17 protein-coding genes are annotated in these 14703 nt (G+C 58.9%); 3 read left to right on the top strand and 14 right to left on the bottom strand.

Features of this window, described 5'->3' with window-relative positions; all coding sequences use genetic code 11:
• Positions 1 to 167: 167 nt before the first annotated feature.
• The gene (locus tag AC07PQ_RS02980) at positions 168 to 365 is read left to right on the top strand and encodes a DUF7740 domain-containing protein (protein ID WP_007901093.1); all 198 of its coding nucleotides are present in this window, start codon (positions 168 to 170) and stop codon (positions 363 to 365) included.
• Positions 366 to 493: 128 nt separating this feature from the next.
• Here AC07PQ_RS02980 and AC07PQ_RS02975 read toward each other — a convergent pair whose 3' ends face one another.
• Both AC07PQ_RS02975 and AC07PQ_RS02970 read right to left on the bottom strand, forming a co-directional pair.
• Complete coding sequence (locus AC07PQ_RS02975; RefSeq protein WP_493184470.1) at positions 494 to 1453, bottom strand: ArdC family protein; 960 nt, start codon at positions 1451 to 1453, stop codon at positions 494 to 496.
• 131 nt (positions 1454 to 1584) lie between these two features.
• Complete coding sequence (locus tag AC07PQ_RS02970; protein WP_493184471.1) at positions 1585 to 1914, bottom strand: hypothetical protein; 330 nt, start codon at positions 1912 to 1914, stop codon at positions 1585 to 1587.
• A 455-nt stretch (positions 1915 to 2369) separates the two neighbouring features.
• Between AC07PQ_RS02970 and AC07PQ_RS02965 the strand changes: the two genes are divergently transcribed.
• The gene (locus AC07PQ_RS02965; RefSeq protein WP_495072380.1) at positions 2370 to 2753 is read left to right on the top strand and encodes a DUF3742 family protein; all 384 of its coding nucleotides are present in this window, start codon (positions 2370 to 2372) and stop codon (positions 2751 to 2753) included.
• 9 nt (positions 2754 to 2762) lie between these two features.
• On the opposite strand, the gene AC07PQ_RS02960 is transcribed toward AC07PQ_RS02965, so the two are convergent.
• From AC07PQ_RS02960 to AC07PQ_RS02940, 5 genes are all read right to left on the bottom strand, one after another.
• Entirely contained in the window at positions 2763 to 4307 is a 1545-nt protein-coding gene (locus AC07PQ_RS02960; RefSeq protein WP_493184472.1) for a conjugal transfer protein TraG N-terminal domain-containing protein, read from the bottom strand.
• A 10-nt stretch (positions 4308 to 4317) separates the two neighbouring features.
• Positions 4318 to 4632, bottom strand: a complete 315-nt coding sequence (locus AC07PQ_RS02955; protein WP_493184473.1) for a hypothetical protein — start codon at positions 4630 to 4632, stop codon at positions 4318 to 4320.
• A gap of 3 nt (positions 4633 to 4635) precedes the next feature.
• A complete protein-coding gene (locus AC07PQ_RS02950; RefSeq protein WP_493184474.1) occupies positions 4636 to 6018 on the bottom strand; it encodes an integrating conjugative element protein in 1383 nt (460 codons plus the stop codon).
• Positions 6015 to 6971, bottom strand: a complete 957-nt coding sequence (locus AC07PQ_RS02945) for a TIGR03756 family integrating conjugative element protein (RefSeq protein WP_493184475.1) — start codon at positions 6969 to 6971, stop codon at positions 6015 to 6017. The genes AC07PQ_RS02950 and AC07PQ_RS02945 overlap by 4 nt, the downstream gene beginning before the upstream one ends.
• 117 nt (positions 6972 to 7088) lie before the next feature.
• Positions 7089 to 7343: a helix-turn-helix domain-containing protein gene (locus tag AC07PQ_RS02940; RefSeq protein ID WP_087092597.1), complete on the bottom strand. Its 255-nt coding sequence runs from the start codon at positions 7341 to 7343 to the stop codon at positions 7089 to 7091.
• A gap of 169 nt (positions 7344 to 7512) precedes the next feature.
• Between AC07PQ_RS02940 and AC07PQ_RS02935 the strand changes: the two genes are divergently transcribed.
• Positions 7513 to 7770 carry a LasR-specific antiactivator QslA gene (locus AC07PQ_RS02935; protein ID WP_087092598.1) on the top strand — a complete coding sequence of 86 codons (258 nt, stop codon included), beginning with the start codon at positions 7513 to 7515 and terminating at the stop codon, positions 7768 to 7770.
• Positions 7771 to 7811: 41 nt separating this feature from the next.
• Here the strand turns inward: AC07PQ_RS02935 and AC07PQ_RS02930 are convergent, their stop codons facing one another.
• Genes AC07PQ_RS02930 through AC07PQ_RS02900 form a run of 7 tightly spaced genes read right to left on the bottom strand, consistent with a single transcriptional unit; the run spans position 7812 to position 14690 of the window.
• Positions 7812 to 10565, bottom strand: a complete 2754-nt coding sequence (locus AC07PQ_RS02930; RefSeq protein WP_493184476.1) for a conjugative transfer ATPase — start codon at positions 10563 to 10565, stop codon at positions 7812 to 7814.
• Positions 10565 to 10981 carry a TIGR03751 family conjugal transfer lipoprotein gene (locus AC07PQ_RS02925; RefSeq protein ID WP_493184477.1) on the bottom strand — a complete coding sequence of 139 codons (417 nt, stop codon included), beginning with the start codon at positions 10979 to 10981 and terminating at the stop codon, positions 10565 to 10567. Before AC07PQ_RS02925 ends, AC07PQ_RS02930 begins: the two co-directional genes overlap by 1 nt.
• Complete coding sequence (locus AC07PQ_RS02920; protein WP_493184478.1) at positions 10944 to 12461, bottom strand: TIGR03752 family integrating conjugative element protein; 1518 nt, start codon at positions 12459 to 12461, stop codon at positions 10944 to 10946. The genes AC07PQ_RS02925 and AC07PQ_RS02920 overlap by 38 nt, the downstream gene beginning before the upstream one ends.
• On the bottom strand, positions 12451 to 13263 hold the full coding sequence (locus AC07PQ_RS02915; protein ID WP_493184479.1) for a TIGR03749 family integrating conjugative element protein: 813 nt from the start codon (positions 13261 to 13263) through the stop codon (positions 12451 to 12453). Before AC07PQ_RS02915 ends, AC07PQ_RS02920 begins: the two co-directional genes overlap by 11 nt.
• Entirely contained in the window at positions 13260 to 13901 is a 642-nt protein-coding gene (locus AC07PQ_RS02910; RefSeq protein ID WP_016978885.1) for a PFL_4703 family integrating conjugative element protein, read from the bottom strand. Before AC07PQ_RS02910 ends, AC07PQ_RS02915 begins: the two co-directional genes overlap by 4 nt.
• Positions 13898 to 14311 carry a TIGR03750 family conjugal transfer protein gene (locus tag AC07PQ_RS02905; RefSeq protein WP_493184480.1) on the bottom strand — a complete coding sequence of 138 codons (414 nt, stop codon included), beginning with the start codon at positions 14309 to 14311 and terminating at the stop codon, positions 13898 to 13900. Before AC07PQ_RS02905 ends, AC07PQ_RS02910 begins: the two co-directional genes overlap by 4 nt.
• Positions 14312 to 14318: 7 nt before the next feature.
• Positions 14319 to 14690, bottom strand: coding sequence for a TIGR03745 family integrating conjugative element membrane protein (locus tag AC07PQ_RS02900; RefSeq protein WP_493184481.1), 372 nt, complete (start codon positions 14688 to 14690; stop codon positions 14319 to 14321).
• Between the last annotated feature and the right edge of the window lie 13 nt (positions 14691 to 14703).

The following is a 14703-nucleotide window of genomic DNA, read 5'->3' as shown; positions in this document are numbered from 1 at the left end:
CTCTTACCCTTGCCTCCCCATTCCCTTCCAACCCTTACCCATCCTTTTGGCGCCTGTCCTTTTGTGCGGCAATCGGAATATTGATACGGCTAGGCATCGTTTTGTTGGGACTGGTACGAAAAAGAAAAGTGTCGGTACACTGCGGTGCCTATTTTTTGGGTCTTGCCATGAACCTCACTGACGCCACGCTCGTGCTACTGCTCGCGGCACGTATCCATGGGACCGACGAAGCTGTCAGAGCCTCGGCGAAGAGCGTGGTCAAGAAGTTGCCGCGCAGTAAGCGCGATCTGATCTACAAGGTGATCGATAGCCGAAGTCCGCTCGAGCTGGTGGATTTTCTGGCGCAGAACCTGGATGCGGAATGACAGGCTACGGGTGTGCGCCCATCCCTGACTCTTTGCATCAGAGCCCCGCGGAATGGGGGGCTGGGCGCAGAAAAAAGGGCCCAACTCGCGTTGGGCCCTGTGATGCGATTGCAGCGGTGAGGTAACGATCAAACTCCATCGTTCATGTAGAGTGAGTCGTCCAAGACCGCTCGCTTCAGTTGCTGCTCCAGGTTGAGTACATATTCCGAGGCGCTTCGGGCGTGACCACTGGCGCGAAAGATTGCGCGTTTGTCAGCCTTGAGCAGGCCGAGCCAGGAGTCGATGTAGCCCTCGTGGCGCAGCTCTCCCTGTATACCGGTGTAGGCGCATAAAAACGCAGCACCCATTTCGGCGATCAACTCCTCAAATGCGTAGCCAGGCGAGCCGAACGGACAGGGTGACGTCACGCCTTCGCGCTGCAACCGAGCGTGATGCCCGGTCCAGTGCGTCAGCTCATGAAGTGCCGTTGCGTAGTACCCACCTTCGTCGTGAAATTGTGCTTTTGTCGGCAGTTGGATGAGATCCCTAATCGGATGGTAGAAGGCTTCGTCGGCAGGCCGATGAACGATGCGTGCACCTGAACTTAACAACAGGTTTTCCGCGGCGCTGTTGGGCTGGAAGGGATCACTCTGTTCCGTCTCGAGCAGGGTTTCATTGAGCATCTCGAGCCCTTCCGTTTGCTCGATGTTGAACAGAAAATGTGTCCTGAGAATGCCGAAGTGAGCGACCTTGGGCTGACCGTTTTCATCGAGTATGGGCTGGCCTGACTCGGTCTGTTCCTCGCGCTCCATCGGCTTGTAGAGCACCGCCAGAGTGCTGTGCTCACCCTTACGGATGTGCCCACCGGTCTTTTTGGCTTGGTTGAAGGTCAGCCAACGATCTTGAGTGAACCCCTGCATCCTGGCCTCGGCCCAGAGCAGCGGTAAATTGATGCCCGAATACGGACGTCGCGTGATGGCGTTGATGGGGTAGGGTTGATGGCCGATGTCAGCGGGGCCACTTGAGGACCAGGGTTTGATCCAGGGAGCAACGCCTTGGTCTAACGCGGTAACGATCTTGTCAGTCACGTCTTGGTAGATATCGCGCATGGCAATTTCCTCGAGAGAAAAAAGGAGGAACGCCTTGCCCGTCGGGGGAGGGTTCCCCGGTTGGTGATGGGCTGGATTGATGCAGGTATTGCATGCCGTCCGAATGTGGAGGTGGGCGCCGCCAATTGCGCTTAGCGCTGGTATTCTCCTGCAAGCGCAATCAGCAAGGCGCCAGGCTGACCAGGTTCTTGGAGTAGGCTGAGACTCAATTGCAGCAACGGGTCGTGGTCGAAGTGATCGGTTGGTTCAATGTGGACTACCTCGAACAGCACATAGGGCTTGTGTGGATAGGCCAGGTGGGCTTCGAAGGCTGCGCGCAATACGTGGCTCAACCGATCGACCTGCAGCTTCCCAGCGTGATCGGAACGCTCGAGCTGTACTGCGCGTTGCCACGCGCCAGGGGTGAACACGATGGGCAACCGAAGGGTGTTCAGTGCTTCCGGTGTCAGTGAGTCGGGCATGGTATGTCTCCGTTGAAAACGCGAAGAAACCTGTCCCGTACGGGGAAAGATTTCCCCGCAGTGGGTAGAAGAAAATCAAGAGGGCTTACCTCACGAGCAGCGTTCGAAAGGCGCTCAGGAGAGCAGTAGGCGTTCATCACCGTAGCAACGGTCACCGTGCGAGCCACCGAACGCTAATCGCACTTGGGGAGAACCATCACCGAAGTGACGTAGTCTTGAAGGCTCTGGCTACCTGGGAAGATGCTGTCGATAACAGCGATCCGTACCTTGTATTTAGCCGGACGATTTATATGGGTCAATCACTGTAGAGAAGCTGTTTCACGGGGCTTGTCTTCTGTCTTCCAGTGAAGATTTTTCGGCTGAGTAAACTGATAAACGGTCAGGCACGGACCGTTTTCAGTAGTAGGCTGTTACTCCTGTCTCAACCATGAAAACGCTCAGAAGAGGGCGATAGCATGCCGACTCAGCAAGCTGTTCAGAACTCGCGTGCCCACCGCTGGGTGTACGCCTGTGGCATGTTGGTAAAGCGTGGTTACCGTAAGGTGAAAACGTTTGAGTCCTGCGTGGCTGAGCGTGCGGTGACAGCAGGTATACCTGCGGGTAATTTACTCGTTCGCGGGAGCTTTCTAGTCATCAAGTTGGCAGTAGCCGCAGGACTCCTTTTAGTCAGCTTATGGTTCACAGTGTCGGTTATGATCCTTATTGTCTTGTGTTGGGCCATCGCCAATGGAACGCCTATCAAACCTAAGGATGCTCTCCGGTACAAGGCATATGGCGACCCATATGGTGAGTATGAGTATGGCCGTGCACCCGGTCAGCCTGATTTAAAAGACCTGTAGTCGAGCTCTTCACTCCTTCCTTAAGGCCTTTCCAGCAGATATCAGAGCTCCAGAACCCTTCGCACCAGCGTCCTGCGCTTGAGCTGCACCTTTGCTAAGCATGCCGTCGGCAATTGAGCCAACGCTATATCCTGCCCAGCTCATCGCAGCCAAAAACAACATTGGCAGCACGACGAACATCGCCCCCATCACATACTCAATCACCTGCGCGGTGACCGTCCCATCCATAAGTCCGGATGTGGGCAGCGACAACAGCACCTGATTGGACGCCGAAACCTGGTTGTACAAGGTGTCGAGCATGCTGGAGTCGACCCAGCGCGCCAGTTCCCACCAGAAGGTCAGCATGTGTAAGGTGAACAGCGCGAACGTCACGGTCATGACGGTCTTCAACTGATAGGTACTGACCAGCAGAATCACTGGCAGACTGATGATGACGCCCATGATCAGGAAAGCCTGCACCATCGGCAGAGCAGCGCGTAGCGCATTCATCGCCGGGAAGTTGCTGAAGGAACCGAGGGCCAGCCCGGTGTTGGTGGCCAGGTTGTTGAGCCCCTGATTGATCGAGCTACCGCGAGCGCTGGAGCCGTAGTCCTGGTACACCTGTCCGGGCGACATGGATATTGATTGCTGGCGCGGGCTGACCAACTCGCGCAGGGTGGCATCCTCGATCTCGTTGCTCGAACGGCCAGTCAACCAACCTTTCAGCTGAGTCAGCAGCGAAGGATCGACCTGCTCGATCAAGCGCTCGCGTAGCCCGACACCACTGTCGCTCCACCACTGCTTGCAGGTGGGGTAGCCCGCGCCATTCTCCAGCCGCGGCAAGGAAACATCGCGGTTGTCGTCATACGGCCAACTGACTCGCGGTGTGCGTGAGCGATCCGTATCGTAGTAGCCAGGCGTATCGAGAAAATAGCTTGAGCCGATCCAGGACGCGTCGTGACTTTGTGCCTTGTCCAACTGCGGGCGATTGGTGAACAGCCGGGAACGAGAGTAGCCATAACAGTCGCGAGTGAAGTCGGCGACTTCTTGCAGCAGTACCTGGCTTTCGATGCGCGAACTGTCGATCTCCATGCGCATCTGCCGGATATCCGGCGCGCAGGGAATGGAGGCGGTGGCCGCCGCGGTCACACCTTTGCTCAAGGCATGCACCAGAAACCACCAGATCGGCACATTGGCGGAGCGTTCGCCGATGGTATTGAAGGTGGCACCCCAGGCGGTTTCTGCTGGCCTGGCCACACTGATGCCGCAGCGCTGGCTCGCCGCATCATCGAACGCCATTGAGGCGAGGCTCAGTGGAAAGACGGGCGCACAGCCGAACAACACGACGATGTAGCCCAGCCACAACCGGTTCTCGATCCGCGGTACCGAGAGCAGCCCCTTGTTACCTTCATCTGCGCCTTGCTGACGGGCCGACAACCACTCTTGCAAGATGATCGCGCCGAAGGGCGCGGCGAACAGCCCGGTGTCGGACAGGACACTCCAGAGGCCGTTGTTGATGATCCAGGCCAGGAGAGAGAGGTAAAACTCCAAGTAACTGTTGGTGCTCATGAGCATGGTGGTGACCTCACAGTCGGGTGAGTTCGACGCAGGTAAAGAGCACGAGCCCTAATGCCCCGATGCGCTTCACGCGCAGTCGATCCTGTGGTCGATGTCGATGTCGGTGGCGCCGAAGCAGATCCCACCAGAGCGCAAAGAGAGCACCGTAGAGCAGGGCACGCCACCACCGCAGATAGGGCCGTACGGATTCGAGTGCCTGCTGCCAGGTCTCGAAACTACCCAGCGCAGTGCGGCCGATCCAGGCGACCAGTACGGCGATTAGGATCATCACCGCAGCAATCCCCAGACCTGAAAGCAGAGTGAAAAACGGTGAGCGTTTCATGGCTCACTTGCGCCTGGCGTCAGCATCATTGAGTCGGCCCGGCTCAGGGTCGCCTTGCTCGACGGTGCGCGAAGCATCAGCACCACCGGCATGCCGGTCGAGCACCAGGCTGGCGGTATTGGTGGCCAGCATCTGCCGGACCTGCAGTTCGGTCTGCAGCAGGCGTATTTCGCGCTCCAGAGCGTCGATGTTTTTCGTCAAGGCCGTCTGTGCCGGTTCGGCGGAGGCGATGTTGGGTTCGTGACTGCCCGCCAGCAGAGTGCGCAGTAGCAGCAACGCTTTGTCGAGCACACTAGACAAGGCCGTCTCACTGGCCAAGCGCCGTGCCAACAGATCCTGGTCGGGGTCGTCACGCAGGGCTTCGATCACACCACGGGTCACCGGCAACATCGGGCTGGAGGCTTTAGCCAGATTGTCAGAAGTAGGCCGCAGCGAGCCGGACAGCAACTCTTGCAGTGCTTTGAGATGTTCGCTGTAGGCCTCCTGGATCAGTGGCGTCAGTCCGCTGCCAGCTGTCGCACGCAGGGTTTCGCAGGTGTCGCAGATCGCGACTTCGCTCTCGCCTAACACGCGAACGGCCCATTCGGATTCCTCATGGGGCGAGGTCCAGGTTTGGCAAATGGCCCCACCCAAGCAGTCGCTACTACTGACTGATGTAATGTCATCCACTGACCGGTTATGCAGCAGGTTATAGCCCGCGCGCACCACGTCGGCGGTCACTCGAATGGGTGTCTGCCCACTACCTCCAGCCTTCTGGCCGCCGACCCAGGACACCCCATTGTTGCCGTTATGGATCTCGGTATTTTTCACCGCCGCTACCGCATCACCGCCGGTTTGCTCCAGATTGCCCTGCATTTCTTGGTTCTTCGCCAGCGCGCCCCAACCGGCTTGACTGACCTTGTCCGCCATCTTTTCGGCCATGGCCTGGCAGGTCAGCTTGGAGCGGTCGAAGTCGATACGACCTTGCAGCACTCCGTTACTCAGCAACTCATAAAGACCGGGGTTGGCGCGCTGGATGATCAACGCTGGCAGCGACATCACCGCTTGGGTCGCGTTTTGCACAATGCTGCCCATGATCTGCTGGAAACCTTCGGTGACGCCGTTCAGTTGGTTTTGCAGGGTGTTGGTGAGGCTCATGTTTCCGCACATCATGTTCGCTCGCCAGGACCCGCCGACACCGAGACCACTGGGTCGGTAGAGCGAACTCGGTGAGCCGACTGCCGAGCCGCCACCAATGGTGTACATCACTCGGTCATCGAGTACTTCGCCTTGAGTGCCCAGGCGGTAATCGCCCTCGGCGGCGTGGGCATGCGTGGCCATGGCGAGCAGCCCGTAGAGCAATAGACTTACCAGACCAAACCATGATTGCGCACGAAGCCGACTCATGACGCACCGCCTTCGAAGTCGATGCTGAACAGGAAGGTCTGTCCCTTACGTTTGCAGCAGCTATAGGGACGCCACAGCGACCAGGCGTAGCCGCCATCCGCGCTCTGTACCGGATCGCTGGGGAAGAGCGCGCACGTGGGCTGCACCTGGGGGTAGAGCAACTGCCATTTGTGGGTTGAGGCGTCGTTTTCAACGATCGGGCCAGGCGGCCAGTAGCCGTCGCGTTTGGCGGGCGTGAGTGGTAAGTACACATGCGGCTGCCAGTTTCGGGTAATCACATCGCCGGCTCGTTGCGCCATGACTGCGGCCGCTTTGAAATCGTCGGGCTGTACCAGAAAGCCCTGCCGGGGATAAACGTTGCCCCACATGTTTCCAGAAGCCTGACGTCCGATTTCACGGATCCCCGGCATGAGCGATTCGGGGTAAAGACTTTCCGGAATGCCATGGCGCCAGGCTATTGAGTCCAGGGTACTCAGGTAGTAGGGCATGAACGCAGTTGCACCGCTGGCGCAGGCATAGCCGGATTTCGAAGCCAGTTGCGTTGCGGCCCAACCACCGGGGTGGCCGATACCGTCGACGTTCTTGAAACGGGGTAGGTTGTCGCGGCGGGTGTTCAGGGTGATCAGGTTGCCGCCACCTTCCGCACCGCTGATGGGAGAGGAGAGGGTGGCCATCTCAGTCCATGGGCTATTGCCGGTGGTGGCGTAGCTCGAGACCACGAGTTCGGGAATGAAATGACGAACTTTGGTCGAGGTTTTGACTGTGCAGCCGAAGGGCGTGCAGAGGAGCCAGAAACAAATACCGACGATCCTGTATGCGAGACAATTTGGAGAAAGCACAGAAGACGTGATGCTGCCGGTATCCAGCGCCAAGCTTGGCCCGCCCGCCAGCAGGATGCTCAGCGTCAAAGGTCGTAGCTTCTGGAGTGCAATTGACGGGCATACGACAGGCATGATCCAGGCTCTTTGAACTGATGGCCTGGACAGGATCAATGACGTAAGAGGGGGTGTCGGTGATAAAGCCGAACGTGATGTTGTCGGTTTACAAGGATTTACAGGACGATGAAATGGCTACTCGATGTCCAGCACACGGCGAAGGGCGTCAGGCTCGATGAGTAGCTGATCCGCGGTGATCTCGAAAATATTGGCGAGTTTGCACAGGACCAATAGCGACGGGTTGCCTACCCCTCGTTCGATTTGACTGACGTAGGTACGATCCACCTCGGCCATGAGCGCCAACTGCTCTTGGGTAAGGTTCTTCACGCGCCGTATCAAGCGGATGTTCTCCGCCAATTGCAGGCGAAGCTGTTCGTAGTCTTGAGTCATGCGCGCAAATTGCGCTTTGAGGGACTCTCAATCCACGGGATATAGTCTACATTGGTAGTGATCTAGGCCATTTGATGTTCATGCCTGTTATCGAGCATTCATTTGGTGTCGTTAAGATTTTCGAGGCTGGACTCTGCGTCTAACAATAAATCAGAAATCTAGGGTATGTATGGACGAAAACTACATTTCAATTCCTGCGGCGGATGGTTGCCCAAGTCTTCTGACACCTTGGGGCAACGAATTTGCCCCGATGATCGAACGTGGCGTGCAATGCGCCCAGGCTTGGCTTGATACGCCCGGCGAGATTCCTCTGTGGTGGGAGCTGGCGCAAACCCGCAAGACTTTTCCTGTTGGTGACTGTCAAGATGCTTTTGAAGCCGGATTCCTGTTGAGGATTCAGCAGCGGCTTCGAGGTGCAGCGCGATAACCTGTCGCTCGCTTTAGAGCGCGAGACCTGAATAGATTTCCCTATGCGGGTTCTATTCCTCGCACTCTATCGATCCGTTCAGCTACCCGGTAAGCCGCTTCCAACTCTGAGCAACCGTTCTCCTGCATCAGTGTCCAGCGCTCGGCTTTTTCCTCGGGTTCCGTCATGGCTAGGGCGAGATAGAGACTGGGCGGCACGGCCCTAAACAGCGTCTCGAGCTTCTTCGATAGCACGACCCCTTCGGTGTATTTGCCGGGTTCCTTGCTGGCGGACAGCAACAGGGCTTTCTGCGCCGGTGAAAGTTTCTTGAAGCGAGCGATTTCTTCAATTTCCGCAGGCGGCATGTTCAAACAAATCCACCATTCGATCATGTTGAGCATAGTCTGCGCAGCCGTGGGGAAGTCGGCAAGGTTTTGCGTCGCCAGCCAGAACCAGGCGCCGAGCTTGCGCCACATCTTTGTGCCCTTGACCACGAATGGCGCTAGCAGCGGGTTTTTGGTGATGATATGGCCTTCGTCGGTGACCATGATGATTGGCCTCCCCAGGTACTGGTCGCGTTCGGCGAGGTTGTTCACGGTGTTTATCAGGCTGATGTAGCTGATAGACATCTGTGCCTCGTAGCCTTCGCGAGCGTAAGTGGCGAGATCGACAATGGTCACATCGCTCTCGGGCCAAGGCGTACCCTCGCGATCGAACAGTTCGCCCTCGAAACCCTGGCAAAACAAGTCGATGGACTCACCCATTTCCTGGGCACGCTCGCGGCGTTTCTCCGGCAAGTGCGTGTCAGCGGCGACACGCAGCAAGGCGTCGCGCACGTCGCGGGTCAGTACCTGGCGGCCCGTTGCGACACACGTGTGCGTCGCATCCAGAATGCATTCGCGGATCAAGCTGCGGTCGGCTCGGTTCAGGCGGGCTTCTTCCTTGGCCTCTCCACCGGTGATCATCAGCCGGGCGGTGATCTCCAATTCACCGAGAACATCGCGCTGGTCTTCGCGACTGGTTACCGCTTCATCGTCCAGCTCATCGATCGAAAGACTCGCCACCTGATCCGGCTGCTCGACCAGGCGCCAGGCATCGACGAAGGGCGCGAGGCTGACCGAGGCGCCCGGTTTTAATTGGACCTTGTTGACCGACAGGGCCTGTGTCGCGAAGTAGTCGCCCTGCAAGCCGAATGAGTTACCGGCTTCGACGATAAACAGGCGAGGGCGGTACACGGCCATGACCTGCATCAGCAGGGGGACCAGGGTCGCCGACTTGCCGGCACCGGTGGGGCCGAACAACAGCAGATGACCGTTCATGGCCCGGTCCAGGCGTGACAGAGGGTCGAAGCTCAATGGCGAGCCACCACGGTTGAACAGGGTGATGCCCGGATGGCCGGTGCCGGTGCTGCGGCCCCACACTGGAACGAGGTTCGCCAGGTGTTGGGTGAACATCAGGCGGGTGTACCAGTTGCGCGTGTCGCGGGCTGGGTTGTAAGCCATGGGTAACCAACGCAGGTAGCTGTTGCAGGCGGCGACCTCGTCGCCTTCACGTACCGGTTGCAGTCCCGCGCTCAGCAATGCGTTGGCCAGGCTGACCGAGCGCTGATGCAGTTGCTGTTCATCGTGACCGCGCATGTAGAACGCCAGGGTTCCTCGGTACAGCTTGTGCTGGCGGCCGATGATCGCGCGAGCCTCTTCGACATCCTGACGGGTCTGGGTCGAGGCCAGGTTTTCACCGATGGCTTTGCGGGCCAGGCGGTTCAACTGATCCTCGAGTACATCCTGTGGTTTGACCACTAAGGTCAGGCTCATCACCGTGCCTTCAGGTAACTGGTCGAACAGGGCATTCACCGCGTCACCCTTGCGAGTTTCTCCGGTGAGTTGACCAATCGATGGTGCCCGCCGCAGTTTGTCCACCACCATGACCCGATGGGGTTGGCCATCGAAGAACCAGAGTCCGCGCTGGACATCCGAACGGGGCTCGTTGAAAAATAGGCGCTCGGCGAAATCGTGATCGAAGGGCAGTTCCAGCGACTCACCGTCGCCCGACTCCGGATAGGCCACACGGTGGTAGAACTCCTCGGGTGCTTCATCGGTGAGCTTGGGTGCTGGATTGAACCAGGGCAACAACCAGGCATACAGACCTTGGCCATCGACTCGCGTCGATTGCACCCCGCACGCCTGCAACGAAGCCGCGATACGTTCGCAAGCCTGTTGCAGGGATTGCACCGGAGTGAGTCCCCTCTCCTCAGCGTCAGACTCAAGCCAGCGATAGACCACCAGGCGCACCCGTCGGTTATTGCCGCGCCAGGGCAGGCGTGTCACCACCTTATCCTCAAACAGCCCACCGGGCTTGGCGATGGCCTTCAGATGACGGCGACTGAGCTCCAAATACGCCTCGGTGAAGACGGTACCTTGCGCACTGTCTCGAATATAGCCAGTCAGCCGGTTCAGGTAGGGGGTGAAGTCGTTGTCGTCCTGGCAGAAAAACTGCGCCACCCAAGGCGCTTGATCCAGCTCGTCAAAGCTGTCCTGCAGGGCATCCTCGAGGGCATCACGAGCCGCCATCAGCCAGTCAGGTTCGCGCCCTTCGGTACCGATAGGCAGCAACTCGAACACTGCACCCACCGAGCGATTGTCATCCAGCAGAAAACACTGCTCGGTGTCGAGGTACTCGACCCACGGCAGGTGATCGGTGAAGCTGGGTTGGTGTGCATAGAGTGCGGCGTCATCGGCCATGGTCGCACGAGGACGTAGTGGGTTGCGCCAGGCTTTCCACGCGGCAGTGCGGTTGCTCGAATCGCCGGTACGCACTACAAGTCTTCCTGACGTTCACCCGGCAATGCGTACTGCACACGCTGGTAGAACGGAAAGACTGTCGAGTAACCCGGGACCGGTGCCTGCTCGGTACCACTCAAATGCGGATACACGTACAGCATCAGATCGGGATTGGGCAGTCGAGGAAACAAATTGCGGATCTCGTTCGTCGCGGTGCGAGTGTACGGTTCTTGGAGAGAGATAGAGAAATCTGCCTGAGCCAGCGGGCGACGTAACTGCTGCCGAGCATCCAGCAGTTGCTGCTGAGCACCTTGTGAACCGGCGCCGTTCCAGATGTCCAGCATGGTTTGCTCGCCATGGGGTAGAAGCGTTTCCTTGTCGGTGGAACACCCCGCCAGGACCCAGCAGAGCAAGCTAATCCAGGTCAGGCAGAGAGGCATGGTCTTTTTCATGGCGAACGCTCCGGCCCTTGGGCTCGTAGTCGATGGTGATCTCATGGTCGAGGTGCAGTGCGACTTGTGCTGCAGGCGGTACGTAAACGGCCGCAAAGGCCTCGCCATAGAGTTTGTTAACCCACTCGCGGATGTCGCTGACTCCACTGCTGAGGATTGAATTCAGTGCGCTATTGCCACTGCTATTGGTGATTCCGAGCGTACTGCCGCCCGAACTGATCACGCTGCTGTTGTTCTGCTCATCCCCAAGCAAGGCGGCGACACCGGCGCCGGCCGCGGTGATCAGGCTCTGGCTGCCGAGGTACTGCTGGGCGTTCGAGCGGCGCTCGCCGGCAATGCAAGGAATGCCATACGGATCGGACAGGTAACCGAGTCCGCCACGGATCTTGTCAGTGCTCGAACTCTGGGTGGTGGAGGTATTCCGGCTGGCTACCGCTTTCGGCTGAGGCACCGTGCGGATGGTGCCATCGGAAAACACAAAGGTGATTGACTCGACCTGCCCGCGTACGCAAGACAGGGTCCAGTCTCCGGACGCCGTGCCGCTCATCACGGCACCCGCGACGTCCGGCAGGTCGATGCCGTTGGCGGTCAAATTCTCCGGGCCGACCAGTACTTTGAAGGGGTAGGGATCATTCACTGTGCCGTCCACCGGGACTCGGCCGATCAGCGCGGTCATGGCGACCGAGCCCATCAATGTCGCGTTTTCGGGAATGGTGTAGACCGGCTTCGCGCCTTCGGTTCGATTAGCGGATCGTGTCAGGTCACGTTCACCCTGGGTGACGGCGCGCAGCTGTTTCTGGCTGCGATCAATAGGGTTATCGTTCAAGCTCTCCAGTGAGTTGAAGGTGGTAGGCAGGCTCAGAGCGGAGGAGGTCTTGGTTTTGCCTCGGGCGTCGGTGGACAGAGCATCCGAGGGTTCAATCCACTGCAGCGCATCATTGGCAGAATGCTGCCCGTCGAACTGAGCCCCGTCGCCCGGCTCAAGCCCCAATCCGATCGGCATGTCCTTGCCTTTGCCGGTCAGTCCCGACAACTGGTCCTGCAATTGCTTCAGCAGACCACGGGCCTGGCGACTGTCTTGTTCAGCCTTGAGTCTTGCTTCGTTGGCTTGACGGCGGCCTTCGTCGACCTGCTGGGTCACACTGCCAAGTGCCGTCTGGATACGCGAATCGACGCTGTTCTCCCGCTCGCGCAGGCGGTTGTTCTCCGTCTGCAGTGAGTCGTTGTGTTTCTTCAAGCCGAGCATGTCGCTGCGCATGGCCTTCACCTGGCCGACCAGGGTGGCAACCGTGTCGTGTGGGGTATCGCCCGCAATGCCGAGCGACTTGGCTTGCTCGGCGGATAACTGAATGTTGCCCTGATCAACTGGGTTTTCTGGAGAAGGCGTGCTGCCACCCGCGACCCAGGTTTTCAGGATGATCAACACCATGGCCAGCAGCGCAGCCGGTACCAGCCATTTGAGCAAGGCGTTAGCCTTCATCGTCAGCACCTCGCGCAACGGGCGGGAGCAGCACGGCGTTTTCGAGGCCAGCACCGCGGGTGACGAGGTAGGCAATCGAGGTGTCTTCAGCGCTGCCGACAGGCCCGAGGAAAGCATGCTGAAAGGCCGCGGCGAACAGCTTGGCCTGAAGCCGACGCGGGTCGAGTTGCACCGTCGCTGAACCACGATTGCGCAACTTCACCGCCGTCACCCAGTAATCACCGAGTCGCCAGGCGGCGACAGGTGTGCTGGACACGTTTTCGGTCGGCAGCAGGGTTGGCAGTTCGGTGCGAAGCTTGAGCGGGAAGCGGCGTACCCCGGGCAGGGACTCCACGGCGCGCAGCGGTGCGTACAGGCTTTGTGCGGCGTAGCGGGTCAAGGCGACTGGGATTGGCGTACGATCTGGAGCCGGGACGGGGCTAGATTCCTTCTCGGCAGACTGAACCTGATCATTTTTAACAATACGCACGGGCTCCAGCGGTTGATCACCAGGCGTGGAAGCAATATCCAGCAGGATGATCTCGCCCGTCTCGACCGATTGCAGTTGCAGCCGGGTCGGGGCAATGGCTTCCGACGCGCGCAGGTACAGCGTGCCGCCAGTTGATTGTACGCGCAGCTTACCTGTCAGGGTTGAGGGCACGCCGACTCGAACATTTTCATCGACAAAGACCACCCGTTCCTGATTGATTACCAGCGGAACCGCGAGGGGTAGGCGTTCCCAGTGCATCAGCTCGACGGCCTGCGCTGCAGCCCCCCATAGCATCAGTGCGGCGGTGAGTCCCGGGGTAGAAATCCGCTTCATGGCTCACCTCCAGGCAGGGAGATTTTTTGCGGTGTGCCCTGATAACAATCCAGCGCCAGCCCCCACTTGTTGCGCTCTGGATCCAGGTCAAAACGCACCACGCGCAATGGATAACGCACCACCACCCGTTTCACCGGTTCGGCGGCGTAATACTCATCGGCATTGAGGTCGAGCTTGACCAGCCAGCTGTCGCGATCGAGTTGCTTCACTCTGAGTTCCGGATCTTCGCTGTAACCTCGACCCAGAATTTCGTAGACCCCACGCACCCGCTGGCGCAGTTCGCCGGCGGCCTTGCGGTACTCGTAGTCGCCGTCGAGGAAGGCCTTGCAGGCGGGTGTCAAGTAGGACTGCAAGCCATAGATGGCGCGGCGGTAATCCTGCTCACCATCCGAAGGCCAGCGGTTGAGCTGACCGAAGATGTACAGGGCAAAGGCATACACATTCTCTGAAGGAATATCCCACCATTTGCGCGTGCTGCCTGAGCGCAGATCCGGGGGTACATGCACGGTCAGATCGGTCGGTGCCGAGCGCCAGCCGTACCAGAGACCGGCACAGACCAGGGCAAGGATCATTACCGCCAGACGCAGGCTGAAGATATGCGCCTGTTGGGCGTCCACCTTGTTCCGAAAACGACTCATGGTTGCCACCGGGACAGGGGAGGGCGCAGTCGACGCGAACGGCGAACCGTCCAGGCACCAGAGTGAAGGATCAAACTGCCGCGACCCAGGCGCCAACGCATGGCGAGCATCCATTCGAGCCTGCGGTACAACCAGGTCTCGGGACGGGCCCGTTTGGCCCGACGCAGTAGTGTGCCACCGGCAAATAACACCACCGCCATGCTTGCGATCATGCTGGTCGGCGCCACGGCAATGGAGGCGGTGGCGATCGCCAGAGGAACACCCAGCAGCAGGCCAATGACGGCGCCGGTGCAGAGCGCTGCCCACATCTCATCATTGGTTAAACCGCGCAATACGGCGGGATCACGATTGAGTCGCTCTGGGAGAAAGACCAAGGTGCCGTCGGCAAGGCGTTCGATAGAGTCGTTCATGCCAACCTCACAGAATAGCGGCAGCCTTGGTCAGGAACCAGATGATGATCACCACCAGCAGGGCTCCGATGCCGACTACGGCGCCGAGGTCTTTCCAGGTTTTGCGCTGGTTCTGTACGTCGGCATAGACGGTCAGGGAATGCCAAGCCACACCGAGAAAAGCGAGCAGGGCGATCAGCAGGCCGAGCAGGATGCCGCCGTCGTAGGCATAGTTTTTTATGGTCTCGATCAACCCGCTGCCTTCACCACGCGAAGGTGCTTCCATGGTAGGTAATTGAGCAAAGGCGAGGCTCGGACTGAGCACCAGCAGCAGACTGATCAAGCGCTGGCTCGCACGATCACGCAGGTTGTTTTTCAGGGGTACAAAACACTTGAACATGGTGGTGATCTCC

Source organism: Pseudomonas sp. GW821-FHT09E12, from assembly GCF_059416085.1.
Note: the sequence above shows the minus strand (reverse complement) of the source record. Positions and strands in the feature narration are given on the sequence as shown.

Coding starts and splice junctions, on each gene's coding strand:
- AC07PQ_RS02980 (WP_007901093.1), top strand. CDS start 168: ATGAACCTCACTGACGCCACGCTCGTGCTACTGCTCGCGGCACGTATC.
- AC07PQ_RS02975 (WP_493184470.1), bottom strand. CDS start 1,453: ATGCGCGATATCTACCAAGACGTGACTGACAAGATCGTTACCGCGTTA.
- AC07PQ_RS02970 (WP_493184471.1), bottom strand. CDS start 1,914: ATGCCCGACTCACTGACACCGGAAGCACTGAACACCCTTCGGTTGCCC.
- AC07PQ_RS02965 (WP_495072380.1), top strand. CDS start 2,370: ATGCCGACTCAGCAAGCTGTTCAGAACTCGCGTGCCCACCGCTGGGTG.
- AC07PQ_RS02960 (WP_493184472.1), bottom strand. CDS start 4,307: ATGCTCATGAGCACCAACAGTTACTTGGAGTTTTACCTCTCTCTCCTG.
- AC07PQ_RS02955 (WP_493184473.1), bottom strand. CDS start 4,632: ATGAAACGCTCACCGTTTTTCACTCTGCTTTCAGGTCTGGGGATTGCT.
- AC07PQ_RS02950 (WP_493184474.1), bottom strand. CDS start 6,018: ATGAGTCGGCTTCGTGCGCAATCATGGTTTGGTCTGGTAAGTCTATTG.
- AC07PQ_RS02945 (WP_493184475.1), bottom strand. CDS start 6,971: ATGCCTGTCGTATGCCCGTCAATTGCACTCCAGAAGCTACGACCTTTG.
- AC07PQ_RS02940 (WP_087092597.1), bottom strand. CDS start 7,343: ATGACTCAAGACTACGAACAGCTTCGCCTGCAATTGGCGGAGAACATC.
- AC07PQ_RS02935 (WP_087092598.1), top strand. CDS start 7,513: ATGGACGAAAACTACATTTCAATTCCTGCGGCGGATGGTTGCCCAAGT.
- AC07PQ_RS02925 (WP_493184477.1), bottom strand. CDS start 10,981: ATGAAAAAGACCATGCCTCTCTGCCTGACCTGGATTAGCTTGCTCTGC.
- AC07PQ_RS02920 (WP_493184478.1), bottom strand. CDS start 12,461: ATGAAGGCTAACGCCTTGCTCAAATGGCTGGTACCGGCTGCGCTGCTG.
- AC07PQ_RS02915 (WP_493184479.1), bottom strand. CDS start 13,263: ATGAAGCGGATTTCTACCCCGGGACTCACCGCCGCACTGATGCTATGG.
- AC07PQ_RS02910 (WP_016978885.1), bottom strand. CDS start 13,901: ATGAGTCGTTTTCGGAACAAGGTGGACGCCCAACAGGCGCATATCTTC.
- AC07PQ_RS02905 (WP_493184480.1), bottom strand. CDS start 14,311: ATGAACGACTCTATCGAACGCCTTGCCGACGGCACCTTGGTCTTTCTC.
- AC07PQ_RS02900 (WP_493184481.1), bottom strand. CDS start 14,690: ATGTTCAAGTGTTTTGTACCCCTGAAAAACAACCTGCGTGATCGTGCG.